The organism is Xanthomonas sp. 4461 (genome assembly GCF_024806475.1).
GTDB classification, from domain to species: Bacteria; Pseudomonadota; Gammaproteobacteria; order Xanthomonadales; family Xanthomonadaceae; genus Xanthomonas; species Xanthomonas arboricola_F.
The window spans coordinates 99,445-122,492 of the sequence record NZ_JANTYV010000001.1; the positions used below are offsets into that span (position 1 = coordinate 99,445).

General features: G+C 65.2%; 21 protein-coding genes. 10 read left to right on the forward strand and 11 right to left on the reverse strand.

Annotated elements, in window-relative coordinates; genetic code table 11:
* Positions 1-77: 77 nt before the first annotated feature.
* The 6 genes from FHY19_RS00450 to FHY19_RS00475 form a co-directional block, all read right to left on the reverse strand.
* Entirely contained in the window at positions 78-713 is a 636-nt protein-coding gene (locus tag FHY19_RS00450) for a glutathione S-transferase N-terminal domain-containing protein (protein ID WP_039407816.1), read from the reverse strand.
* Between the two features lie 1,211 nt (positions 714-1,924).
* Entirely contained in the window at positions 1,925-2,683 is a 759-nt protein-coding gene (locus FHY19_RS00455) for a cytochrome c1 (RefSeq protein ID WP_259160765.1), read from the reverse strand.
* Entirely contained in the window at positions 2,676-3,935 is a 1,260-nt protein-coding gene (locus FHY19_RS00460; RefSeq protein ID WP_259150680.1) for a cytochrome bc complex cytochrome b subunit, read from the reverse strand. The genes FHY19_RS00455 and FHY19_RS00460 overlap by 8 nt, the downstream gene beginning before the upstream one ends.
* Complete coding sequence (petA, locus tag FHY19_RS00465; protein WP_259150681.1) at positions 3,935-4,579, reverse strand: ubiquinol-cytochrome c reductase iron-sulfur subunit; 645 nt, start codon at positions 4,577-4,579, stop codon at positions 3,935-3,937. Before petA ends, FHY19_RS00460 begins: the two co-directional genes overlap by 1 nt.
* 368 nt (positions 4,580-4,947) lie before the next feature.
* The gene (locus FHY19_RS00470) at positions 4,948-5,931 is read right to left on the reverse strand and encodes a lytic transglycosylase domain-containing protein (RefSeq protein WP_259160768.1); all 984 of its coding nucleotides are present in this window, start codon (positions 5,929-5,931) and stop codon (positions 4,948-4,950) included.
* 49 nt (positions 5,932-5,980) lie between these two features.
* On the reverse strand, positions 5,981-6,946 hold the full coding sequence (locus FHY19_RS00475; RefSeq protein WP_259160769.1) for a WYL domain-containing protein: 966 nt from the start codon (positions 6,944-6,946) through the stop codon (positions 5,981-5,983).
* A 110-nt stretch (positions 6,947-7,056) separates the two neighbouring features.
* Between FHY19_RS00475 and FHY19_RS00480 the strand changes: the two genes are divergently transcribed.
* The 9 genes from FHY19_RS00480 to FHY19_RS00520 all read left to right on the forward strand — a co-directional run bounded on the left by FHY19_RS00480 (position 7,057) and on the right by FHY19_RS00520 (position 15,772).
* Positions 7,057-7,701: a glutathione S-transferase family protein gene (locus FHY19_RS00480; RefSeq protein WP_259160771.1), complete on the forward strand. Its 645-nt coding sequence runs from the start codon at positions 7,057-7,059 to the stop codon at positions 7,699-7,701.
* Positions 7,702-7,737: 36 nt separating this feature from the next.
* Entirely contained in the window at positions 7,738-9,207 is a 1,470-nt protein-coding gene (miaB, locus tag FHY19_RS00485) for a tRNA (N6-isopentenyl adenosine(37)-C2)-methylthiotransferase MiaB (protein WP_259150687.1), read from the forward strand.
* A 677-nt stretch (positions 9,208-9,884) separates the two neighbouring features.
* Positions 9,885-10,868: a PhoH family protein gene (locus tag FHY19_RS00490; RefSeq protein ID WP_259160772.1), complete on the forward strand. Its 984-nt coding sequence runs from the start codon at positions 9,885-9,887 to the stop codon at positions 10,866-10,868.
* 2 nt (positions 10,869-10,870) lie between these two features.
* Complete coding sequence (locus tag FHY19_RS00495; RefSeq protein WP_259160773.1) at positions 10,871-11,416, forward strand: hypothetical protein; 546 nt, start codon at positions 10,871-10,873, stop codon at positions 11,414-11,416.
* A gap of 100 nt (positions 11,417-11,516) precedes the next feature.
* Complete coding sequence (gene ybeY / locus FHY19_RS00500) at positions 11,517-12,002, forward strand: rRNA maturation RNase YbeY (protein WP_046964885.1); 486 nt, start codon at positions 11,517-11,519, stop codon at positions 12,000-12,002.
* Entirely contained in the window at positions 12,002-12,520 is a 519-nt protein-coding gene (locus FHY19_RS00505; RefSeq protein ID WP_259160777.1) for a hypothetical protein, read from the forward strand. Before ybeY ends, FHY19_RS00505 begins: the two co-directional genes overlap by 1 nt.
* Before the next feature lie 95 nt (positions 12,521-12,615).
* A complete protein-coding gene (locus FHY19_RS00510) occupies positions 12,616-13,494 on the forward strand; it encodes a transporter associated domain-containing protein (RefSeq protein WP_005989773.1) in 879 nt (292 codons plus the stop codon).
* Positions 13,491-14,756, forward strand: a complete 1,266-nt coding sequence (locus FHY19_RS00515; protein WP_259160779.1) for a DUF4105 domain-containing protein — start codon at positions 13,491-13,493, stop codon at positions 14,754-14,756. Before FHY19_RS00510 ends, FHY19_RS00515 begins: the two co-directional genes overlap by 4 nt.
* Before the next feature lie 14 nt (positions 14,757-14,770).
* The gene (locus FHY19_RS00520; RefSeq protein WP_259150701.1) at positions 14,771-15,772 is read left to right on the forward strand and encodes a magnesium and cobalt transport protein CorA; all 1,002 of its coding nucleotides are present in this window, start codon (positions 14,771-14,773) and stop codon (positions 15,770-15,772) included.
* Between the two features lie 166 nt (positions 15,773-15,938).
* Here the strand turns inward: FHY19_RS00520 and FHY19_RS00525 are convergent, their stop codons facing one another.
* Positions 15,939-17,303: an NAD-dependent succinate-semialdehyde dehydrogenase gene (locus tag FHY19_RS00525; protein ID WP_259160780.1), complete on the reverse strand. Its 1,365-nt coding sequence runs from the start codon at positions 17,301-17,303 to the stop codon at positions 15,939-15,941.
* Positions 17,304-17,474: 171 nt separating this feature from the next.
* Between FHY19_RS00525 and FHY19_RS00530 the strand changes: the two genes are divergently transcribed.
* Positions 17,475-18,005, forward strand: coding sequence for a hypothetical protein (locus FHY19_RS00530; protein ID WP_259160782.1), 531 nt, complete (start codon positions 17,475-17,477; stop codon positions 18,003-18,005).
* 155 nt (positions 18,006-18,160) lie between these two features.
* On the opposite strand, the gene FHY19_RS00535 is transcribed toward FHY19_RS00530, so the two are convergent.
* The 4 genes from FHY19_RS00535 to FHY19_RS00550 all read right to left on the reverse strand — a co-directional run bounded on the left by FHY19_RS00535 (position 18,161) and on the right by FHY19_RS00550 (position 23,046).
* A complete protein-coding gene (locus FHY19_RS00535) occupies positions 18,161-19,009 on the reverse strand; it encodes an ABC transporter permease subunit (RefSeq protein WP_259160784.1) in 849 nt (282 codons plus the stop codon).
* Positions 19,006-19,920 carry an ABC transporter permease subunit gene (locus FHY19_RS00540; RefSeq protein WP_259160786.1) on the reverse strand — a complete coding sequence of 305 codons (915 nt, stop codon included), beginning with the start codon at positions 19,918-19,920 and terminating at the stop codon, positions 19,006-19,008. The genes FHY19_RS00535 and FHY19_RS00540 overlap by 4 nt, the downstream gene beginning before the upstream one ends.
* Positions 19,917-21,047 (reverse strand): polyamine ABC transporter ATP-binding protein, encoded by a 1,131-nt coding sequence (gene potA, locus FHY19_RS00545; RefSeq protein WP_259160788.1) that lies wholly within the window; start codon positions 21,045-21,047, stop codon positions 19,917-19,919. Before potA ends, FHY19_RS00540 begins: the two co-directional genes overlap by 4 nt.
* Positions 21,048-21,555: 508 nt before the next feature.
* Entirely contained in the window at positions 21,556-23,046 is a 1,491-nt protein-coding gene (locus tag FHY19_RS00550; RefSeq protein ID WP_259160789.1) for an efflux transporter outer membrane subunit, read from the reverse strand.
* Positions 23,047-23,048: the final 2 nt, after the last annotated feature.

Below are 23,048 nucleotides of genomic sequence, written 5' to 3' on the forward strand. Positions count from 1 at the left end.
ACGTCATTTTACCCGGACATGGCCCGCAACGGCGGCGACGAGATGGGGCGTCGGTCTGTTGGCATACAGCCGTCACATCAGCCCGGCAAATCACGCAGCTTTTTTTCCTGCTCGGTGAGGCTGCGAATGAAACCGGGATTGCGGAAGATCCGATTGCCGTAGTCCTCGATCGCCTTGCCATCCTTGGGCAGGCCGATCTCCAGTGCATCCAGTCGCCAGATGATCGGCGCCATCGCGCAATCGGCCAGACTCATTTCCGGATTGAGGAAGAACTTGCTGGCCTTGAACAGCGGCACCGAGGCGGTGAGCAGTTCCTTCAGGCGCTTGCGGCCGGCCTCGGCCTGGGTCTTGTTGCCGAGCTGGATCGCCTGCACCTGCGGCACCCAGTCGTGTTCGATCCGCAGCATCGCAAGGCGAAGGCGCGCCCGCGACAGCGGGTCGACCGGCATCAGCGGCGGATGCGGGTAGCGCTCGTCCAGATACTCGCTGACCACCGATGCGGCGTACAGCACCAGGTCGCGCTCGACCAGGGTCGGCACCGAATGATAGGGATTGAGATCGATCAGATCTTCCGGGGGGTTTTGCGGGTCGACCGGCACCAGGTCGTAGGTCACCCCTTTCGCCGCCAGGACCAGACGGACCCGGTGGCACAACACGTCGTCGTTGGACGAAAACAAAGTCAAGGTATTCCGCATACGCACACTCGTCGCCATTCAAGGCTCTCCGACGACCGGAATCCGCCGGCCGCATCGGCGCGGCCGGCCCAACGCCGACCGTCACCACGGTCCTTCGAGTGTGCAATCACGTCACGCAAAAGCCAAGGGTGATAGGGCCTCAAAAACACCAACAAGCCATATTGTCGCCTCCCATGTCGGGCGCGGCCGGCGCTGACGCGTCATCGGCAAGTAGGTCCGCGGCTTATCTGCGGATTCTGTGCAGGGCCCTTGTCCGCCCACCATCGCGGGACACGCCGCAAGTACGTCAAGGTAGGCGCTTACGCGGCATCCACGCCACATAAGGTCCCACGACGTTGAGTGGGCAAGGACCTGTCGGATGGTCGGTGTGCATGGTCTTGGGTAAAACAGTCCGCACACTGTCGGGTGCGGTGCCCTCACCGATTGCGGGACCGTGTGGCGGCATGGATGCCGCCACCGAGCCTACAGGGACGTACTTGCGGCGTGTCCCGCGAGCGGTGAGGGCGCCGCGCTCTCGACGCTGTGAGTTTGCTGCAGGGCCCTTGCCTGCCCCCTATCGCGGGACACGCCGTGAATCCGTCCATGGAGGCTCTTACGCGGCATCCATGCCGCGTAAGGTCCCGCGATAGCGGGCGGGCAAGGACCAGTCAAGATGGTCGGTGTGCCTGGTTAAGAGCAAAGCATGACGTGCGCTGGTCGCATCATTATGCGTCGACCAGCTTCTCACCCGCTCCCATCGTAAGCCGAGCAACAGACAAGCTTTTTTAGCGCGCAGCTTGCAAACATCTCGCCTGCCCCCGCAAGCCGAGCAACACGCTTTCGAGAACGCAGCCGACCAACTGTCTGGTGCGGTGTCCTTGCCGCTTGCGGGACCGTGTGGCGGCATGGATGCCGCCACCGAGCCCCCAGCCCCAGGGATGGGTTCACGGCGTGTCCCGCAAGCGGTGAGGGCGCAGCGCCCTCGACGCTGCGGGTTTTGCTGCAGGGCCCTTGTCCGCCCACCGCCGTGGGACACGCCGCAAGTACGTCAAGGTAGGCTCTTGAACGGCGTCCATGCCGCCCAACGACTACGCGACCGCCGACAGACGCGGCCCATGCTCGAAATCGGCAAGCAGCATGCGTACACCCAGCTCCTGCGCAGCGCCTGCCTGCATGCATGCACCGTGCGGCCGGTCTGCTGATCCTGGGCAGCCGCGGCATTGCGCGGCCGCCTCGGGTTCACAGCACGATCAATGCACGTCCTTCCAGTATTCCTTCTTCAGCAGGTACGCCATGAAGGTGAGGAACACCAGGAACAGGATCACCCACACGCCCATGCTCTGCCGTTTCAGCGCCGCCGGTTCGCCCGCGTACTCGAGGAAGTTGGCGATATCGCGCACGGTCTGATCGAACTCCACCGGCGTTTGTCGTCCCGGCTGCCCAAGCTTCAGTGCCTCCACCGGTTTGTCGCCGGTGGCCTTGTCGGCCGGGCCGAATTGCGCCTGCTGCAGACCTTGCAGTTCCCAGAGCGGATTGGGCATGGATGCGTTCGGGAACAACTGGTTGTTCCAGCCCAGCGGGCGGGTCTGATCCAGATAGAACGACTTGAGATAGGTATAGACCCAGTCGGTGCCGCGGACGCGCGCGATCAAGGTCAGATCCGGCGGCGCCTTGCCGAACCACTTGGTCGCCGCATCATGCGGCATGGTGCCTTCGATATGCTCGCCGATCTTGGCCCCGGTGAAGTTGAGGTTGGCCATGACCTCGGCTTCGCTCAATCCCAGATCGCTGGCCATGCGCGAATAGCGCAGGTACTTCAACGAGTGGCAGCCGGAGCAGTAGTTCATGAACAACTGCGCGCCGCGTTGCAGCGATGCGCGGTCGCCCAGATCATTGCCGGCCTGCTGCACCTTTCCGCCCTCGGCCGCCATTGCGCCAAGGGCCAGCGTCAGTCCGCAGAGCACAACCGCCACGCGCGACTTCCATGACATCCCGATGCGCTTAGTCATGGGTCGTCACCCGCTCCGGTACCGGCTTGGTCTTGTCCAGCCGCGTCCACACCGGCATGGTGATGAAGAAGGCGAAGTACAGGAAGGTCAGCACCCGCCCGACGTAGGTCTCGTGCGCGTCGGTGCCCGGCCCGGAGCCGATCACACCCAGCCACACGAAGCACACCACCAGCACGCCCAGCGCCACCTTCGAGATCCAGCCGCGATAGCGCACCGACCGCACCTTGGCGCGATCCAGCCACGGCACCAGGAACAGGATGGCGATTGCCGAGAACATCACCAGCACGCCGCCCAGCTTGTTGGGCACCACGCGCAACATCGCGTAGTACGGGGTGTAGTACCAGACCGGTTTGATGTGCTCGGGCGTGACCAGTCGATTGGCCTCGGTGAAGTTGTCGTGTTCCAGGAACAGGCCGCCGAACGCGGGGGCGAAGAAGATGATGAAGGCAGCGATCAGCAGCAAAAAGCCGACACCGACCAGATCCTTCACCGTGTAATACGGATGGAACGGAATGCCGTCGGCGGGCTTGTGCGCATCCCAGCGATTGCCCTTGGGTCCCTTCTTGATCTCCACGCCATCGGGATTGTTGGAGCCCACCTCGTGCAGTGCGCCGATGTGCAGCACGATCAGCAGCAACAGCACCAGCGGCAGTGCGATCACGTGCAGCGCGAAGAAGCGGTTGAGCGTGGCATCGCCGGGCAGGTAGTCGCCCATGATCCACTCGGTCAGCCCGTTGCCGATCACCGGAATGGCGCCGAACAGGGAGATGATGACCTTCGCGCCCCAGAACGACATCTGGCCCCACGGCAGCACGTAGCCCATGAAGGCTTCGGCCATCAGCACCAGGTAGATCAGCATGCCCAGGATCCACACCAGCTCGCGCGGCTTCTGGTAACTGCCGTACATCAGCCCGCGGAACATGTGCAGATACACCACGATGAAGAACAGCGAGGCGCCAGTGCTGTGCATGTAGCGGATCAGCCAGCCCCACTCCACGTCGCGCATGATGTATTCGACCGACGCGAACGCATCGGCCGCACTGGTCTTGTAATGCATCGTCAGGAAGATGCCGGTGACGATCTGATTCACCAGCACCACGATGGCCAGCGAGCCGAAGTAGTACCAGAGGTTGAAGTTCTTCGGCGCGTAGTACTCGCTGATGTGCTTGCGGTACGTGGGCATCAGCCCGGGTGCGCGTTCGTTGACCCACTCGAACACGCCGTTGGCGGTACGAACCAGGATATTGCTCATCAGGCAGCCCCCGTGCTTTTGGCCGACGTACCGGCACCATCCGGATCGACGCCGATCACCAGGGTGTTGTCGTCCACATAGTGATGCGGGGGCACCAGCAGATTGATCGGTGCGGGCACGCCGTCGAAGACGCGGCCGGACATGTCGAAGCGCGATTTATGGCACGGACAGAAGTAGCCGCCCTTCCACTGCGGGTCGTAGGGCTCGGGCCGGATTTCGGCCACCATTTCCGGCGAGCACCCCAGATGCGTGCACAGCCCGACCAGCACCGAGATATCGGACTTGATCGAGCGGTACTCGGGGTTCTTCAGCACGTAGTCGGGCTGTTGGTCCTTGTTCTCGGACTTGGGGTCCTTGAGCCGGTCGTCCAGCGACGGCAATGCGTCGAGCATCGCCTTGGAGCGTTTGACGATCCAGATCGGCTGACCGCGCCATTCCAGAACCAGCCGTTGCCCTTCCTGCAAGGCGCTGATGTCGGCGGTCACCGGTGCGCCGGCCAACTTGGCGCGTGCACTGGGATTCCACGACTTCACGAACGGAACTGCAACAAATCCTGCTCCGACCGCACCGACCACGGCCGTCGTCGCGGTCAAAAACCGGCGACGCCCGATATCAGCAGGTGCGTTAACCCCATCGTTGGCCATCCGGCTCTCCGATCTTGATTAGGTAGCGTGAGGCTGCCAACGGCTGGCGGGGGGTCCAGCCGCGATGAATCGACCGCAGTGTAGCGGAACGCTTAATGCACAGACAATGCAATGTACGCAGTCGGGCATGTGCGATGCAATGGCCGATGTGTGCGGGCGCCTGGGACGATGCAGGCCAAGCGCGATGGCTTATGCAGTGGCTGTGACGCAGTACGCGCGCGCAGCGCATTCGTTCGAGGGGGGGATGACGCAGCGGCGGCATCGCAACGCATGTGCAGCATTGGCGACCACGCGAACGACAAGACCTCATGGAGTGGCCACCACAGCGCCGCATGCCGCATCTGCAAGCGCCGGGACCAACGCGTTGCTCAGTTGGCAGTGGTGCTCTGACCGCGATAACGGCCGGCCAGCAGGCCGACGCGTTGCACATAGCGCTGGGTCTCGCTGTAAGGCGGCACACCGCCATAACGATCCACGGCCCCCTCGCCGGCGTTGTAGCCAGCGGCCGCTAGCGTGAGGTCGCCATTGAAGCGCTTCAGCAACCACGAAAGATATTGCACGCCACCGCGGATATTTTGCGATGCGTCATAAGCATCGCTGACGCCGAAGCGGCGCGCAGTGCCCGGCATCAACTGCATCAAACCCTGCGCACCGGCGCGACTGAGCGCCAGCGGGTTATATGCCGACTCGGCATGGATGATGGCGCGCACGATCGCCTCTTCGACCCCGAACTCGCGCGCCGCCGACGCGATCTCCTGCTGATAGGCCGCGGTGTTGAGCCGGATTGCGCCGAAGTTTACGCCCGGCTTGGCGCCGCAGGCGTAACAGGTCTCGATGAAGCTGTAGTGGATGGTGCGCAGCCCTTCGATGCTGGCCACCTGGCGCGGACGTGCGCTGGTGTAGTGGCGCACGCCGTCCTTCATATAAGAATAAACCTGTCCGCTAACCACGCGGCGCGGGTTGACCGCAGCGGCCGGCGCAGCGGCGGGCATGATCGATGTCGCACGCTCTGCCACCGGCAGCGTAGGCGGCGCGGCCATAGCCGTCCCGGCAGCGCGGCGTGGTGGCGGGCTGATGATGGTGGCAGGTGCACCGCTGTCGATCGTGGCGACGGAACGGGCCGACGTGGTGGACACTGCCGCTGCCGGAGGCAGTGGCGCAACTGGCACACGGCGGGCCGAGCGATCGGGGGTGTAGCTGCTGATGACGCTGCAGGCCGCACCGCTCTGGCGCTTACTAAGGTAGCTGGTGATGCCGTCGCCGCTGACGCACTTGTACAGCGTGCCGGCGCTGGCCGGCGCAGCCGACAACGCGACAAACAACAGCCCCAGCAATCTTGACGTCCCCTTCATGCGGCGGAGTGTCCCAGCTTGCCCCGGGCTTGCCAAGAGGCAGTAGCGCTCAGGCCGACGGCCGGTGCAGTCGCGTCCGCAAGGCGTCCAGCGCATCGAGCAGCGGTTGCTGCATGGCGGCCGGTGTAATCGCCTCGAAGGGCCGCTCGAGCAACAGCAGATTGGCGGCAAGCGCCGGCATGGTCGGCGCGCCCAGCCCCAGCCAGCAGTGGTCAGCGCCGTCTGCCTCCAACGCGCCCAGCCAGGGTGGAACCTGCGCGGCCAGCATCTCCAGCGTGCCAGGCAACCGCACCCGCGCACGACACGGAAACGGCGCTTCGCCGATGGCCTTGCGCAGCAGTTGCAGCGGATCATCCGGCAGCGCCCGGGCATCGAACCTGGCGCCGGTGGGCACCGCCAGATCGATACGGTCGGCGCGCAGCGTGCGCCAGTCCTGGCGTTCGCAGTCCCAGGCCAGCAGGTACCAGCGCCGGCCGTAGTTGACCAGCAGCGCCGGCTCGACGCAGCGGGTGATGGCCGCGCCAGAGTGACGCCGATAGTCCAGCCGAAGCGTGGTGCGGTCGCGACAGGCGCCGGCAAGCTGGGCCAGCAAGGCCGCATCCACCCGGGTTCCCGGCTCGGCGATCGGCATGCTTGCCATGGCCGCGTGCGCCGCGCTGGCGCGTTGACCGCTGCGCCGCGGCAGCAGCGGATCCAGTTTTGCCAGCACGCGGGCGGCGGCGGCATCCATGCCGGCGATGGCCGGCGCCGCCGCGCGCAAGGCGATCGCCACGGTCAGCGCCTCTTCCTCCTCGAACAGCAGCGGCAAGGCCGCCGCCCCCTGCCCGAGTCGGTAACCGCCGCCGGATCCCGGCGCCGCATGCACCGGGTAGCCGAGCTCGCGTAACCGCTCGATATCGCGCCGCAGGCTGCGCGGGTGCACCTCCAGGCGCTCGGCAAGGTGGGCGCCCGGCCAGCTGCGCCCACCTTGCAGCAAGGAAAGCAGTCGCAACAGACGAGCAGCGGTCGAGGCCATGCCCAGACGGTATTGCGGACAGAAGCTGTCCGCAATAGCTCCGTAGGATCCTCATACCAGCAATGACCCTGCACCCACCCCCATCAACACCTGATCCCAAGGAGACAGCCATGTCCGACGACCGCCATATCACCCTGTTCCACAATCCCCGTTCGCGCTCGCGCGGTGTTCTGGTGCTGCTGGAGGAGCTGCGCGCCAGCTACAGCCTGCAGGTCATCGATCTGGAAAAGGAGCAGCAGCTTGCGCCGGAGTTCCTTGCGATCAACCCGATGGGCAAGATTCCGACGATCGTGCACGGCGACAGCGTGGTGACCGAACAGGGCGCCATCTACCAGTATCTGGCCGAGCTGTACCCGGAGGCCGGCCTGTCGCCGGCGCCGGGCGATGCCGACCGCGGCGGCTACCTGCGCTGGCTGGCCTTCTACGGCGCGGCGTTCGAGCCGGCGATCGTCGACCTTGCGCTCAAGCGCACGCCCCCACCGCGCTCGCTCTCGCCCTATGCAGACTGCGACACCGTATTGAACGTGGTCTACACACAGCTGGCGCAGGGCGACTACCTGCTGGGCCCGCGCTGCAGCGCAGCCGACGTGCTGTGGGGCGGCGCATTGGCATGGATGGTGCAGTTCGGCATGATCGATCCGCCAGCTCCGACCCGCGCCTACATCGCACGGATGGCCGACCGCCCGGCGGTCGCGCGTGCCACCGCCATCGATGGGCAGGCAGCCGACAGCGCAGGCACGGGCATCAGCGGGTAAACTGGGCGGCTATCTCACCCGCCTGGAATAAGCGCCATGCCCGGGACATCCGTTTCCGATCTGTCTGCGGCCACCGCCGTGGACGCCCCTGCCCTGCTGCCGTTGCCGGTCGCCCGCCCGGCGGCGCCTGCCGTAGTGCGCGGCAAGCTGTACATCAAGACCCACGGTTGCCAGATGAACGAGTACGACTCGGCCAAGATGGCCGACGTGCTTGCCGCCTCCGAAGGGTTGGAGCTGACCGACAACCCCGAAGACGCCGACGTGGTGCTGGTCAACACCTGCTCCATCCGCGAAAAGGCGCAGGAAAAGGTGTTCAGCCAACTGGGGCGTTGGCGCTTGCTCAAGGAAAGCCGGGCCAAGGCCGGCGGCACGCCGGTGATCATCGGCGTGGGCGGCTGCGTGGCTTCGCAGGAAGGCGAGGCCATCGTCAAGCGCGCGCCGTATGTGGATCTGGTGTTCGGGCCGCAAACCCTGCATCGCCTGCCGGAACTGATCCGTGCACGGCGCCAGTCCGGCAAGTCGCAGGTGGATATCAGCTTCCCGGAAATCGAGAAGTTCGATCGCCTGCCCGAACCGCGCGCCGATGGTCCGTCGGCCTTCGTGTCGATCATGGAAGGCTGCTCCAAGTACTGCTCGTTCTGCGTGGTGCCCTACACGCGCGGCGAAGAAGTCAGCCGCCCGTTCGAGGATGTGCTGGTGGAAGTGGCGCAACTGGCAGCGCAAGGCGTGCGCGAGATCAACCTGCTGGGCCAGAACGTCAACGCGTATCGCGGTGCGTATGGCGCCGATGCGGGTGAAGCGCCGCAGTACGCCGATCTGGGCCTGTTGATCCGCACTATCGCGCAGATCGAGGGCATCGGCCGCATTCGCTTCACTACCTCGCATCCGCTGGAATTTTCCGATTCGCTGGTGGATGCGTATCGCGATGTGCCACAGCTGGCCAACTATCTGCATCTGCCGGTGCAGGCCGGCAGCGACCGCATCCTGTCGGCGATGAAGCGTGGCTACACCGCGCTGGAATTCAAGTCCAAGATCCGCAAGTTGCGCGCGGTGCGTCCGGATATCTCGATCAGCTCGGACTTCATCGTCGGCTTTCCCGGCGAGACCGAAGCGGATTTCGAAAAAACCATGAAACTGATCGAAGACGTAGGCTTCGACCAGAGCTTTTCGTTCGTGTATTCGCGTCGCCCCGGCACGCCGGCCGCGGATCTGGAAGACGACACGCCCGAGGCGGTCAAGCAGGCGCGCCTGGCCCGCTTGCAGGCGCATATCAGCGCACATGCGGCGACCATTTCGCAGTCCATGGTCGGCAGCGTGCAGCGGGTGCTGGTGGAAGGCCCGTCGCGCCGCGACCCGAACGAACTGACCGGCAAGAGCGAGAACATGCGCCCGGTGAACTTCCCCGGCAACCCGCGCCTGATCGGGCAGTTTGTGGATGTACTGATCACCGAGGCGATGAGCAACTCGCTGCGGGGCCGCATCCAGCTGGACGAGAGCACCAGCTGACATACGCGCCGCATCTGTGCGGCGCTGCATTGAAGATGCGATCGCAGCGCACCTACGTCGTGCCTGCGCTGCAGGCGTGATGCCTCGTGCGCAACGGTTGAACGTTGCATGCAGGCTGCTCGGAGTGGTGCGTGCCTGCGCCGCGCTGTGCGGCCCATGCACTGACACGCATTGCGCCGCGTCGATGCAACCCGGTGCACTCGCTGCCTACGGTGACTGGTGGTCGATGCACGCGAGAGTGCAGCCGTGTTGCCGCAGAACAGCAAAGCCCTGACCCCACGTATCCGACGCTGCCCGCGCAGCGACTGCATCGTGCGGCCAGGAGCGCATGGCCTGGTTGCGGCAGTGATCAAAAATTCACCACACAGGTTCAACACCTTGCAGCGCAAGGCGTGGTGACACTTACCCACAGGCTTTGCCGAATTCGATCCACACCGCGTGTGGACAACCCTGCGCGAAGTGGCGACTTTTTCACCACTCACCTGTCAGACCTTATGCCAGTAGGGCTGACGCAATCTATCCACAGGTTAGTGATGCGTGACTCCACAGCGCTTGTGGAAAAGCTGCTCGCCCCGCAGCGACCACGCCGCGACGCCCGGCATGTTGGTGGGATCACATCCTGCGCGCTACCCTCACCTGCCGCCCTACCGACGCTGCGCGCGCTGTCCGATCCGACCATGAACTCACCTGCCTCCCGCGATTTCACCCTGGAACCCGACGACACCGAGCGCCTGGCCAATCTGGCCGGCCCGTTCGACGCGCACCTGCGCCAGATCGAACTCAAGCTTGGCGTGGAGATCGCCAACCGCGGCAACATCTTCCGCATCACCGGGCCGGAGCCGGCGATCACCGCCGCGCAGACGCTGTTGACCGCGTTGTACGACGAAGCCGCCTCCACCACCTTCGATAACCACGCGATCCACCTGCGCCTGAACGATGCCAATGTCGAGCATGTGGTTGATCGTTCCTATGTGGCACAGGACGTGGCGATCAAGGTCAAGCGCGGCACCGTGCGTGGCCGTGGCGCCAACCAGGCCAAGTACCTGCACGCGATCACCACCCACGACATCAATTTCGGCATCGGCCCGGCCGGCACCGGCAAGACCTTCCTGGCGGTGGCCAGCGCGGTGGAAGCGTTGAACGAATCGCGCGTGCAGCGCCTGATCCTGGTGCGCCCAGCCGTGGAAGCCGGCGAGAAGCTCGGCTTCCTGCCCGGCGACCTCAGCCAGAAGGTGGACCCCTACCTGCGCCCGCTGTACGACGCGCTATACGAAATGCTGGGCGTGGAAAAGGTGATCAAGCTGCTGGAGCGCAACGTGATCGAGATCGCACCGCTGGCGTATATGCGCGGCCGCACGCTCAACGATGCGTACGTGATCCTGGACGAGGCGCAGAACACCACCATCGAACAGATGAAGATGTTCCTGACCCGGCTGGGCTTCGGCTCCACCGCAGTGGTCACCGGCGACCTGACCCAGATCGACCTGCCCAAGCACGTCAAATCCGGCCTGCGCGATGCGATCGAGGTGCTGCACGAGGTCGACGGGGTCAGCTTCACCTTCTTCGAAGCACGCGACGTGGTGCGGCATCCGTTGGTGGCGCGTATCGTCAATGCCTACGAAAAGCGCGAGAGCGCCTTGTTACCGCCTGCAGCCGACTGACCATGCGTGGCACGGACTTGCTGTGGGGGATGTGGCTGATGCTGGCTTGCCAGGGCTTGGCGCAGGCGCAAGCATCCGAACACACCGATACGACCACGCGCATCACGCTACGACAGCAGCTTGCTGCGTCCTGCGTGTCGGTGGCCAGCGCACAGACGACCATCCTGCTGGACCGGGCCGAGCTGGAACGGCTCGCGATGGTAAAGCCTGCGGCCGCTGCTGCAGCGGGGGACGATGCGCAGCGGCTGGCGCGGCTCGCAGGCGGGCGGGCGCAGGGAGTGCTTGCCTCCATTAGCAAGGCGCACGACCGCTTCGGCTGCGCGGTGGTTCAGGAGGGCAAGGAAAGCGCCGATACGCACTACCTGCTCGGTCAACTACTGGAACGCGGCCAGGCAGCGGTCTGGATCCAGGCCCCGGCGGGCTTCGCCCCTGCCATCGAGGTCAGGCGGGTCGATCCGCAGTGCCGGAACGGGCCGATGGGTAGTGCGTTCTATCGTGTCGCCGACGGCGGTCCGTTGGTGCTGGTGCTGGTGGAATGCGTCCGCTGATGCCCGTTCACTCAAGCGCGGATGCGCGAACAGGCGTCGCAGCAAGACGCCACTCGCGCGATACTGTTACCTCTGTCTGATCTGACTTGTTGGTGTTGCCATGACCAAAGGCCCCATCCGCCTCGACGTCGCCGTCAGTTACGCGTTGCCGCGCGCCGGCCTGCCGTCGGCGGTAAGTTTTCGCAAGTGGGTGGCTGCGGCGCTGAAGGGCCGCATCCGCGAGGCCGACCTGGCAGTGCGCGTGGTCGACGAGAAGGAAGGCTGCTCGCTCAATCATCATTACCGCGGCAAGGATTACGCCACCAATGTGCTGAGCTTCCCGGCCGAACTGCCCGAAGGCCTGCCCAAGGGCATCAAGATGCCGCTGCTCGGCGATCTGGTGATCTGTGCGCCGGTGGTGGCGCGCGAGGCGGCCGAACAGGGCAAATCGCTGGCGTCGCATTACGCGCATCTGACCGTGCACGGCACCTTGCACCTGCTCGGCTGGGACCACGAAGACGACAAGGAGGCCGACGCCATGGAGCAACTGGAGCGGGAGATCCTGGCCGATCTGGGCATCGACGACCCGTATGCGGGGGAGCGCTGATGCGCGCGTTGCTGGCCATGAGCGTCCTGCTGCTGAGCCCCTCGGCGGCTCTTGCCCAGACCGCGCCGGTGCGTCCGGACCTGCCGGCGCTGATCGAATGCCGCCAGCGCATCGGCGACTTCAATGCCCTGGCGCCGGTGCTGGCCGACCCGCTCAAGGCGGTCGCGCTGGGCTGGACGCCGCTGGATCAGTCCAACCTGTTCATGACCGAATACACGCTCAACACGCCGATCAGCGTGTTCGGCCACAGCACCACGCATATCGCGTTTTCCGGCGCCAGCATCATGGCGCTGCTGGACCTGCCCGACCCGCGCCCGCTGGCCAAGCAGCTGAAGCTGGAGCTGGGCGTGGATAACGCCGACAAGGTGATGTACGGCCGCGAGCTGGTCAGCGAAGACACCAACAACCCGAAGACCGGCGAGGCGATGATCGAATCGGTCGTGCTCAGCGTGACCAACGTCAAATCGCATCCGGGCAAGACCGTGGTCGGCTGCGGCTATAGCCTGGACCTGCCCTGACCCCCGTCGCCCGGCAGCGGATCCACAGCGTGTTGCCGGCTTCCTGCTAGACTGCAGCCTAACGCCTGGTTTGCCGGGTGCCGTTCCCCGTCACGATGTCCGAAGACGACAGTAGCCATACCTCAGAACCCTCCGAAAAACGCCGCAGCTGGCTCGAACGCCTGAGCGCGGCCTTCTCCGGCGAACCCCACACCCGCGACGAACTGGTCGCGTTGCTGCGGACTGCCGAGCAAGACGGTCTCATCGCCGCCGACACCTTGCGCATGATGGAAGGCGCGATTTCCGTGTCCGAGCTCACCGTGGGCGACGTGATGATTTCACGCTCGCAAATGGTCTCGCTGCCGGTGGAAGCGCGCTTCATCGACCTGATGAAGCAGGTGGTCGAATCCGGCCATTCGCGCTTCCCGGTACACGGCGAGAACAAGGACGAAGTGCTCGGCATCCTGCTGGCCAAGGACCTGCTGCGCGGCGTGGTCGCCGACAACGGGCCTGGCAACGTGCGCGAGCTGCTGCGCCCGGCGGTGCTGATCCCCGAATCCAAGAAGCTCAACGTCCTGCTCAAGGAATTCCGCCTGTCGCGCAACCACATGGCGATCGTGGTGGACGAGTACGGCGGCGTCGCCGGCCTGGTCACCATCGAAGACGTGCTGGAGCAGATCGTCGGCCAGATCGACGACGAGCACGACGATGCCGAAGAAGAAAATTCGCTGATCGCGATCCAGGCCGATGGCCGCTACGTGGTCGATGCGCTGACGCCGATCGAAGACTTCAACGAACGCTTCGGCGCCGAGTTCCCGGACGACGAGTACGACACCGTCGGAGGGCTGGTCACCGATGCGATCGGGCACCTGCCGGAGACCGGCGAAGAGCTGACCCTGGGCCGGTTTGCGTTCCGCGTGGCCAAGGCCGACGCGCGCCGCGTGCACGCCTTCCACGTCACCATCCTGCCGCCCGACCCGCAGGACGACGCTTGAACCTCGCACGCCGTTCCGCCACGGTGCGCTACCGCCGTGGCGCCTGGCAATGGGTCGCGTGCTGGGCGCTGCTCCTGCTGACACTGCTGGTAGCACCGCTTGCCTCGGCGCAGGCTCTGCCCACTGCTGTGCCGACCAGCGCACCGCCACCGCGCGTCGGCGTGGTCACCATGCAACCGGGCGAGGTGTTCTTCGAACGCTTCGGGCATGACGCCATCGTGGTAGTCGACCCGCTCACCCAGCAGGCCACCTCGTACAACTTCGGCTTCTTCGACCCGAGCGAACCGGACTTCGTGCCGCGCTTTGCGCGTGGCGAAATGATGTACTACCTGGTGGCGCTGCCGCTGGAAGAAGACCTGTCGCAGTACCGCAACGTTGGCAGGGGCGTCAGCATCCAGTGGCTGGATCTGCCGCCGGAGCAGGCGCGCGCGCTTGCCGATGGGTTGGCGGTCCGCAGCCGGCCAGAAAACGCCCGGTATCACTACGATTATTTCGAAGCCAACTGCGCCACCATGGTGCGCGACACCCTGGACCGTGCGATGGGCGGCGCGCTCAAGTCGCAACTGGCCGGGCGCTCGCGCGGCAATACCTTCCGCAGCGAAGCGGTGCGCCTGGCCTCCCCTGCCCCGTGGATGTGGCTGGGCTTCGACCTGGGGCTGGGGCCGTATGCCGATCGCCCCTTGTCGCGCTGGGAAGAAGCCTTCGTGCCGATGCGCTTGGCCGACAGCCTGACCCAGGTGCACAACAGCGCCGGCCGCCCCTTGGTGCAAGCCACCCAGATGCTGCTGCCGCATCGCATCGCGCCGGAGCCTGCCGAACAACAGCGCCATTGGTGGCCGTGGTTGTTGACCGGGCTGATCGTTGCCGCCGGCGTGCTGGCGCTGCGCCGCAAACCCCGATTACTGGCCGGCCTTGCGCTGCCATTCTGGCTACTGTGCGCCATCGGCGGCGGCTTGCTGGTGTATCTGTGGGGCTTCACAGCGCATCAGTCCGCATGGGCCAATCGCAATCTGTTGCTGGTCAATCCGCTGTGCGCGTTGCTGTTGATCGGCAGCCTGCAGTCGCTGCGTGGTCGCCGGCCCGGACGCTGGTTCGATGGGCTGCGCTGGGTGGTGGCTGCCGGGGCGTTGCTGGCTCTGGTCATTCACTGGCTCTCATTCCAGGCGCAGGACAACCTGCAATGGGTGATGCTGCTGTTGCCGATCCATGTCGCGCTCGCGATCGCTCTGCAGCCGCGCGACTTGTCGCTGCGTACGCGCTGATCCAGGATGCGCCCATGAACAATCACGGTCGCCATCCAGACAACCCGTCCTGCGTCATCACCTGCGCCTACTACGACGGCGACGGCAAGCGGCACGACATCAGCCTGGAGCAGATCAGCGATGTGCTGCAGCGCCCGGACGGCTTCGTCTGGGTTGGCTTGTACGAGCCGCAGGAGTCGGTGCTGCACAAGCTGCAGGAGGAATTCGGCCTGCACGACCTGGCCATCGAGGATGCGCTCAAGGCGCATCAACGCCCCAAGGCCGAGAGCTACGGCAATTCGTTGTTCGTGGTGGTCAACACCGCGCAACTGGTCAACGAACGCATCCGCTACGGCGAAACGCATGCGTTTCTGGGCGCACGCTTTTTGCTCACCGTGCGCCACGGCGCGTCGCTGTCTTACACGCCGGTGCGGCACCGGGTCGAACGCGAACCGGCGATGCTGCGCATGGGCGCGTCGTTCTGCCTGTACGGCGTACTGGACTTTGTGGTCGACAACTATCTGCCGATCATGGACGAGTTCCGCGACACGCTGGAAGGCCTGGAAAAAGACATCTTTGCCGACAATTACAAGCGCGAAACCGTGGTGCGCCTGTATGAGCTCAAGCGCGAACTCAACAAGATGCGCCTGGTGGTCGCCCCGCTGCAGGACGTGTTGTCGCACCTCAAGCGCAATCCGGGCTCGCTGATCCATGACGAGGTCGGCATCTACCTGCGCGACGTGCTCGATCACGCCGTGCGCATCAACGACGCCATCGATACCTTGCGCGAGATGCTGGGCACCGCCTTGAGCGTCAACCTGTCGATGGTGACGCTGGCACAGGGCGAAACCGTCAAGCGCCTGGGCGCCTGGGCCGCCCTGCTCGCCGCTCCCACGCTCATCACCAGCTGGTACGGGATGAATTTCACCCATATGCCCGAACTGGACAAGCCCTACGCCTACCCGTTGCTGGTAGGCGGTGTGGTGGCCTCGTGTCTGGTGCTGTATCGCCTGTTCAAGCGGGCGCGGTGGCTTTAGGCCGCTTTGCGGCCCGGGAATGGGGAGTCGGGAATAGGGAATTGGTAGGGCGGCTCACAGGGAGCTTTGGCCTGAATGCGAAGGGGTCCCCTCATCAGTTCCTTCCCCGGCAGATCGACGGAACCGCTCTTACGATTCCCGATTCCCTACTCCCGATTCCCAGCTTTCAAGCTACATAGATCGTCTTGATGTTCATGAACTCGTGGATGCCGTGATCGGCGAGCTCGCGGCCAAAGCCTGAGCGTTTGATGCCGCCGAACGGCAACCGTACATCGCTCTTGACCACCGAATTGACGAAGGCGGCGCCGCACTGCAGTTGCTGCGCCACGCGTTCGCCGCGCTTGGTATCTGCGGTCCACACGCTGCCGCCCAGGCCGAAGGTGGTGTCGTTGGCCACGCGTACCGCGTCGGCTTCGTCGGCCACGCGGATGATCGAGGCCACCGGGCCGAAGAATTCTTCGTCGTACGCCGGCATGCCGGGGGCGACCTGGTCGAGGATCGTGGCCGGGTAGCCCGCATGCGAGCCCGGTACTGGTTCGCCGCCAAGCAATACCTTGGCGCCCTTCTGCACGCTGGCCTGCACCTGCTTGTGCAATTCGTCGCGCAGGTCGGCGCGTGCCATCGGTGCGAGCGTGGTGCCTTCCTGCTGCGGGTCGCCGAGCACGCGCTTGGAGGCAGCGGCGACGAAGCGTTCGATGAACTGGTCGGCGATGGCATCGACCACGATGAAGCGCTTGGCTGCGATGCAGGTCTGCCCGCTGTTGTCGAAGCGCGACTGCACTGCCGATTGCACGGTGTGCTCAAGGTCGGCGTCTTCCAGCACCACGAAAGCATCGCTACCGCCCAGCTCCATCACGCATTTCTTCAGCTGATCGCCGGCATTGGCGGCCAGCGAGCGGCCAGCACGTTCGCTGCCGGTCAGCGTGACTGCAGCAATGCGGTCATCGCGCAGCACATCGGCGGCCTGATCATTGTCGATATGCAGCACGTCGAACACGCCCGGCGGGATTCCGGCAGCGTCGAGCACCTGCTTCATTGCATCGGCGCAACGCGGCACGTTGCTGGCATGCTTGAGCAGCGCCACATTGCCGGCCATCAGACCCGGTGCAAGAAAGCGAAACGCCTGCCACAGCGGGAAATTCCACGGCATCACCGCAAACACGCAGCCCAGCGGTTCGTAACGTACATAGCTGGACTGCGCTTCGGTTGGAATCTCGCGCGGCGCCAGGTACGCGGCGGCATGCTCGGCGTAATACGCGCAGGCCTGCGCGCACTTGTCGACCTCGGCCAGCGCCTCACCGCGCAGTTTGCCCATCTCGGCGGTCATGATGCGCTGCAGATCGTCGCGCCGCTTGGTCAACTCTTCGCCGACCCGGCGCAGCAGTGCACCGCGCTCGACCAAGGGCAGCGCTACCCACTGCGGAAACGCCTTGGCCGAAGCAGCAAGACGCGCCTCGATGGCGGCGGCGTCCAGCGTCTGCTGGGTGTGTTCGACCTGGCCATTGGCCGGGTTGACGGTGTCGTAGGACATGATGGTCTCCTGTTACAGACCCCTCATGCTAGTCGCCGGGAAGTTGCAGCCGCGTCACAACTCCCTGAAATCTGTGCAACGCTGTGTTTACCGGCGCCGCGACGCAATGCCGCACCTCCAGCGCGCAGCCCGCGGACGAGCAGCAGCGGGGATCACACTCCGGACAAGGCAATGAAAACCGCCCTGCCCTGTTCCAACGGTCCAACGGTCCAACGGTCCAACGGTCCAACGGTCCAAGATGCTCTAGCATTGCGCAGTGGCATAGCTATTCATTCATGGAAGACCACCACGATGCGCAGGGATCTCATTGTTCTGGTTGTACTTGGCAGCAGCGCGTGCCTGCCCGGATGCGCCGCCTTCCAGGACCTGTTGCGTGGCCCGCGTCCCGGCCCGGCCGGGTTTGTCACTGTGAGCTGCACCAGCCTGCAGGCCGATCCCGCGCAACCCTGCGAGGACGAAGCACTGCGTGCGTGCTCGGACACGGCCATCCGCCAACTCATCACCGCGCAGTCGTCGCCGAACTTGGTCACGATCTTTCCAGATAAGCGAAAGTCCAAGGACGACAACAAGAACGACCGCAAGGACCGCGCCGACGAACAACCCCGAGTCGAGCAACACGGCTATGACATCCGGGCCGAATATCAGTGCTACCTGACCAAACCGGAGCCCTGGGACAACGGTTACACGCCACCAGCCAGGTAAGAGCCGCACATCGAATTGTTGCGCGCATCGGCCAGCAGACACCTCGAGCGGCCTGACGCGACGTGCAGCCTTCGCACACGTCGGTGGCTCAAGCGTTTGCGTCTATCCGGCAGCGGGCCTCCGCGGTTCATCGGCAGGCTGGCGCTGGCGCGCGCTCAGGGAATAGCTTGCTGCGCCAGTTGCGCATCGCGCTGCCGGCGTTTTTCGCTGCGCGCCAGCAGCCACCACCCGATGACCGCCGCAACCGACACCGCCAGCACCATGACCGTGGCCAGTGCGTTGATCTTGGGGCTGATGCCCAGCCGCACCGAGGAGAACACCTTGATCGGCAGCGTGGTGGAACTGGGCCCGGCCAGGAAGCTGGCGATCACCACATCGTCCAGCGACAGCGTGAACGCGAGCAGCCAGCCTGACGCCAGCGCGGGAGCAATGATCGGCAAGGTGATCAGGAAGAACACCTTCAGTGGGGTGGCACCCAGGTCCATCGCGGCTTCTTCCAGCGAGCGATCCAGCTCCTGAAGACGCGAGGAAATCACCACGGTGACGAACGAGACGGTGAAGGTGACATGCGCCACCCAGATCGCCACCGCACCGCGCGGGGCGATACCGAGCACGCCGCCCATCGAGACCAGCAACAACAGGATCGACAAGCCGATGATCACCTCCGGCATCACCAACGGTGCGGTGATCAGCGCGCCGAACAACGTCTTGCCGGGAAACCGTCGCATGCGCACCATCGCCATCGCGGCCATCGTGCCCAGCACCGTCGACGCACAGGCGGTCCAGAACGCGACTTCCAGGCTGACCCAGGCCGCCTCCAGCAACTGGCGGTCGCGCAGCAGCTCGCCATACCAACGTGTCGAAAATCCGCCCCACACCGTGGCCAGGCGCGAGGCGTTGAACGAGTACACCATCAGCAACAGGATCGGCAGATACAAAAAGCCGAACCCCAGCGCGAGCACGCTGCCGCCCAGCACGCGCCCACCGCGCGAGGCGCGCATCATGTCAGCCGCCCTTCCAGCTCGCGCTGCTGGTAACGGTGGAAGATCACGATCGGCGCGAGCAACAGCAGCAGCATGACGGTGGCCACTGCAGCAGCCACCGGCCAATCGCGATTATTGAAGAACTCGCCCCACAGCACGCGGCCGATCATCAAGGTGTTCGGGCCGCCCAGCATCTCGGGAATCACGAACTCGCCCACCGCCGGGATCATCACCAGCATGCAGCCTGCCACGATGCCGTTGCGCGACAGCGGCAAGGTGATGCGCACAAACGCCTGCCACGGACGCGCGCCCAGATCGTAGGCCGCTTCCAGCAAGCGGTTGTCGTGCTTGACCAGATTGGCGTACAGCGGCAACACCATGAAGGGCAGATAGCAGTAGACGATGCCGATGTAGGCGGCGATGGGCGTATACAGCAACTGCAATGGCTGCTTGATCACGCCCAGTGCCAGCAGCGCCTGATTGAGCAGGCCGTTGCCATCGAGTATGCCGATCCACGCGTAGACGCGAATCAGGAACGAGGTCCACGACGGCAGCACCACCAGCATCATCGCCACGTTGCGCGTGGCCAGCGGCAGGCGCGCGATCACATACGCCATCGGATAGCCTAGCAGCAGCGCCAATGCGGTGGAGATGGCCGCGATCCTGATCGAGCTCAGGTAAGCGGCCACGTACTGGCTGTCGCGCAGCAGTGCCAGGTAATTGCCCCGATGCAGCTTGACGCTGACTGCGCCATCGGCCGCATACGCGAACAGCGGCGTATACGGCGGCATCGCAGTGGCGCGTTCGGCAAACGAAATCTTCAGCACGATCAGGAACGGAATCGCGAAGAACACCAGCAGCCACAGGTAGGGCGCGGCGATCACGCCCCAACGCGCACCCGGCAAGCCGCGACGGAAAAGACGCGGTCTCATGCGGTGAGCACCACGCCATCGTCCTCGCCCCACCCCACCCACACCACATCGCCCCAGGTCAGCGCTTCGCTGGCCCAGCGCTGGCGATTGGCGAAGTTGGCCATCAGCTTGACCCCACTGGGCAGGCGCACGTGGTAGACCGAATGGCTGCCGAAATAGGCGATATCTTCGATCACGCCCTGCGCCTTGTTGCAGGCCTGCGCCGGCTCGTCCTTGCCGATGGACAGTTTTTCCGGGCGCAGCGCAAACGCCACCGCCTGTCCTTCGAACCCGGTGATGCCGTGGCCGATGCGGATACGGGCGTCGAAGGCCGGCGTCTTCAAGGTGACGTAGTCGGGCGCGTCTTCGGCGATGACGGCGTCGACCAGATTGACCGAGCCGATGAATTCGGCGGCAAAGCGATTGGCCGGTTGTTCGTAGATTTCATCGGGCGTGCCGACTTGCTGGATCCAGCCCTGATCCATCAGCGCGATGCGTGTGGCCATGGTCATCGCCTCTTCCTGGTCGTGGGTGACCATCACGCAGGTAACGCCGGAGGTTTCGATGATGTTGACCAGTTCCAGTTGCATCTGCGAGCGCAGTTTCTTGTCCAGCGCGCCCATCGGTTCGTCCAGCAGCAGCAGCTTGGGCCGCTTGGCCAGCGAGCGCGCGAGCGCAACGCGCTGCTGCTGGCCGCCGGAGAGCTGATGCGGCTTGCGCCTGGCCAACGCGCCCAGCTGCACCAGCTCCAGCATCTCGCCGACGCGCGTGGCGATGGCGGCCTTCGCCAAGCCTTCCTGCTTCAGGCCGAAGGCGATGTTCTGCTCCACGCTCATGTGCGGAAACAGCGCGTAGGACTGGAACATCATGTTGATCGGACGCTCGTACGGCGGCAGCGCGTCGATCGGCTGGCCATCGAGCACGATGCGCCCCTTGGTGGGTCGCTCGAAGCCGGCCAGACAGCGCAGCAAGGTGGATTTGCCGCTGCCCGACCCGCCCAGCAACGCGAAGATCTCGCCCTTGCGGATCTGCAGGCTGACATCGTCCACCGCGACAAAACCATCGAACTCCTTGCGGACCTCGCTGATGGACAGGTAGCCGGCATCCGCAGGGCTGGACAGGGGCGGCAGGGCGTCGGTCAGTGACATGATTCCTCTCGATGACGGCGAGCGCAGACTCCGGGGCCAGAGCCTGCGCGCCATGATGGCAAAAGCGTGTGTCGGCTGCCGGGCGCGTGCAGGTCTGCGCGTCTACGGCTGAGAGTGACGGTCAGGCGGCATTGCGGCAAGAGCACGTGACTGTCTCGTTGGTGCCCTGCCTCGATTGCCGCAGACATCGACGGGCATGCCAGTCAATCAAGCGCAGCCAGCGCTGAAGTTGGTCTGATCAACCGCCTGCCCGGATGCAAACCGCACGCCGTCCGAGCCTATGGCGATGCGCAGACCGGCATGTAGGTCGTCATCGTCCGTGCGTGGTTGACTCCAGCAACGTCCAGGCCCGACCACTGATTGACGCGACGTCTGCCCCCCATCAACCGACGGCATCCGTGCGACCAAAGACCGCACTGTCGACCTCACGCGCAACCATCACGGACGGGCGGCAATGGGTTTGGGAGCGCAGGCATCCATGCTGGAGCGCTTCATCGACGATCGGCACTCAAGGCGTCTGCTCCGGTGCCTGGCTCCAACCCAGGCCCAGGCTCTTCTGTAGCGCGACATAATTGACCAGCAACTGCACCTGCGCCTGCGCGGCCGCGTCCTGCGCGGACAGTTGCTGGCGCTGTACGTCGAGCAGATCGATCGACGACGTCGCTCCGGCATCGCGCCGTTGTTGCATCAGCCCGGCCGAGCGCGTGGCCGACGCTTCGGCCTGGCGTGCGACCACCAGTTGCTTGCGCGCCGAGCCGAAACGCGACAGCGCGGAGTTGGCGTCCTGCAACGCCGCCAGCACCGCACCCTGGTAGGCCGCCTCGCGGCCGGCGTTGCCGGCACGCGCCTGCTCCACCTGCGCGCGGGTCTTGCCGAAATCGAAGATCGACCAGCGCAGTATCGGCACCGCCAGCGTGGTCAACGCGTCGGAGTTGAAGTCGCTGGGCGAGCCGGCGACCCAGCTCAGGCCGCCGAGCAAGGTCACCTGCGGGAAATAGCCATTCAACGCCTCGCCGATCTGCGCGCTGGACGCCGCCAGCTCGCGCTCGGCCTTGCGCACATCGGGGCGGCGGCGGATCAACGCGCCGGCATCGTCCACGCGCACGTCGGTGGGCAACATCGGCAGCGGCCGCACCGCAGCCAGTTGCGCGTCCAGCGCACCCGGCTCGCGGCCGACCATCAAGGCGAGCTGGTCCAGCGCTTCCTGCAACTGCATGTCCAGCGGCAGGCGCTGGGCTTGCTGCTGCTGCACCTGGGTGGCGATCTGCTCGACCTGCAGGTCCGAGGCCGCACCGCGCTCGCGGCGCTGCCGGGTCAGCGCCAGCGATTGGCCGATCTTGTCCAGGTTGGCATCGGCAATGGCCAGCCGTGCCTGCAGCCCGCGGTAGTTCAGATACACCTGCCCCACTTCGGCAGCCAGTTGCACCTGCGCATCGGCCAGCTCGGCTTCGGAGGCCTGCGCTTGCGCCAGCGCACCTTCGGCGGCGCGACGGCGGCGGCCGAAGAAATCCAGCTCCCAGCTGGCATCGAAGCCGGCGCTGTAGATCTGGGTCTTGTCCAGATCCAGCGCCTCGCTGCCCTGTGCCGGTGGCTGGCCGTTCTCACCGTTCTGCAAGCCGCCCAACGTGTCGACGATGGTCTGCGGCGGCTCGGCATACGCATACACCGCGCTCGCGTTGAGCTTGGGCAGACGCTCGGCACGGCGCTGGCTGGCCAGTGCACGGTTGGCGCGCAGCCGTGCCTGCGCCGCACGCAGGTTGGGACTGTCGGCCAGGGCCTGGGTCACCAGCTGGGTAAGCTGCACATCGTTGAGCTGCTCCCACCAGTGGTTCAACGGCGCGGCGGCAACCACGTCGGCGCCACCGGCGCGATGCAATGCGGGCGCCTGAATCGCCGCATCGGCCACGGGCGGTGCCTTGGTGTAGTTGGGGCCGAGCATGCAGCCGCCGAGCAACACGGCGCTCAACGCCGCCGCCAGCGGCATGCGGACCAGGCGCATGG

What these genes read in the sequence shown, in the direction of transcription:
- FHY19_RS00450 (WP_039407816.1), bottom strand. Translation starts at nt 713, where the DNA reads ATGGCGACGAGTGTGCGTATGCGGAATACCTTGACTTTGTTTTCGTCC.
- FHY19_RS00455 (WP_259160765.1), bottom strand. Translation starts at nt 2,683, where the DNA reads ATGACTAAGCGCATCGGGATGTCATGGAAGTCGCGCGTGGCGGTTGTG.
- FHY19_RS00460 (WP_259150680.1), bottom strand. Translation starts at nt 3,935, where the DNA reads ATGAGCAATATCCTGGTTCGTACCGCCAACGGCGTGTTCGAGTGGGTC.
- petA (WP_259150681.1), bottom strand. Translation starts at nt 4,579, where the DNA reads ATGGCCAACGATGGGGTTAACGCACCTGCTGATATCGGGCGTCGCCGG.
- FHY19_RS00470 (WP_259160768.1), bottom strand. Translation starts at nt 5,931, where the DNA reads ATGAAGGGGACGTCAAGATTGCTGGGGCTGTTGTTTGTCGCGTTGTCG.
- FHY19_RS00475 (WP_259160769.1), bottom strand. Translation starts at nt 6,946, where the DNA reads ATGGCCTCGACCGCTGCTCGTCTGTTGCGACTGCTTTCCTTGCTGCAA.
- FHY19_RS00480 (WP_259160771.1), top strand. Translation starts at nt 7,057, where the DNA reads ATGTCCGACGACCGCCATATCACCCTGTTCCACAATCCCCGTTCGCGC.
- miaB (WP_259150687.1), top strand. Translation starts at nt 7,738, where the DNA reads ATGCCCGGGACATCCGTTTCCGATCTGTCTGCGGCCACCGCCGTGGAC.
- FHY19_RS00490 (WP_259160772.1), top strand. Translation starts at nt 9,885, where the DNA reads ATGAACTCACCTGCCTCCCGCGATTTCACCCTGGAACCCGACGACACC.
- FHY19_RS00495 (WP_259160773.1), top strand. Translation starts at nt 10,871, where the DNA reads ATGCGTGGCACGGACTTGCTGTGGGGGATGTGGCTGATGCTGGCTTGC.
- ybeY (WP_046964885.1), top strand. Translation starts at nt 11,517, where the DNA reads ATGACCAAAGGCCCCATCCGCCTCGACGTCGCCGTCAGTTACGCGTTG.
- FHY19_RS00505 (WP_259160777.1), top strand. Translation starts at nt 12,002, where the DNA reads ATGCGCGCGTTGCTGGCCATGAGCGTCCTGCTGCTGAGCCCCTCGGCG.
- FHY19_RS00510 (WP_005989773.1), top strand. Translation starts at nt 12,616, where the DNA reads ATGTCCGAAGACGACAGTAGCCATACCTCAGAACCCTCCGAAAAACGC.
- FHY19_RS00520 (WP_259150701.1), top strand. Translation starts at nt 14,771, where the DNA reads ATGAACAATCACGGTCGCCATCCAGACAACCCGTCCTGCGTCATCACC.
- FHY19_RS00525 (WP_259160780.1), bottom strand. Translation starts at nt 17,303, where the DNA reads ATGTCCTACGACACCGTCAACCCGGCCAATGGCCAGGTCGAACACACC.
- FHY19_RS00530 (WP_259160782.1), top strand. Translation starts at nt 17,475, where the DNA reads ATGAAAACCGCCCTGCCCTGTTCCAACGGTCCAACGGTCCAACGGTCC.
- FHY19_RS00535 (WP_259160784.1), bottom strand. Translation starts at nt 19,009, where the DNA reads ATGATGCGCGCCTCGCGCGGTGGGCGCGTGCTGGGCGGCAGCGTGCTC.
- FHY19_RS00540 (WP_259160786.1), bottom strand. Translation starts at nt 19,920, where the DNA reads ATGAGACCGCGTCTTTTCCGTCGCGGCTTGCCGGGTGCGCGTTGGGGC.
- potA (WP_259160788.1), bottom strand. Translation starts at nt 21,047, where the DNA reads ATGTCACTGACCGACGCCCTGCCGCCCCTGTCCAGCCCTGCGGATGCC.
- FHY19_RS00550 (WP_259160789.1), bottom strand. Translation starts at nt 23,046, where the DNA reads ATGCGCCTGGTCCGCATGCCGCTGGCGGCGGCGTTGAGCGCCGTGTTG.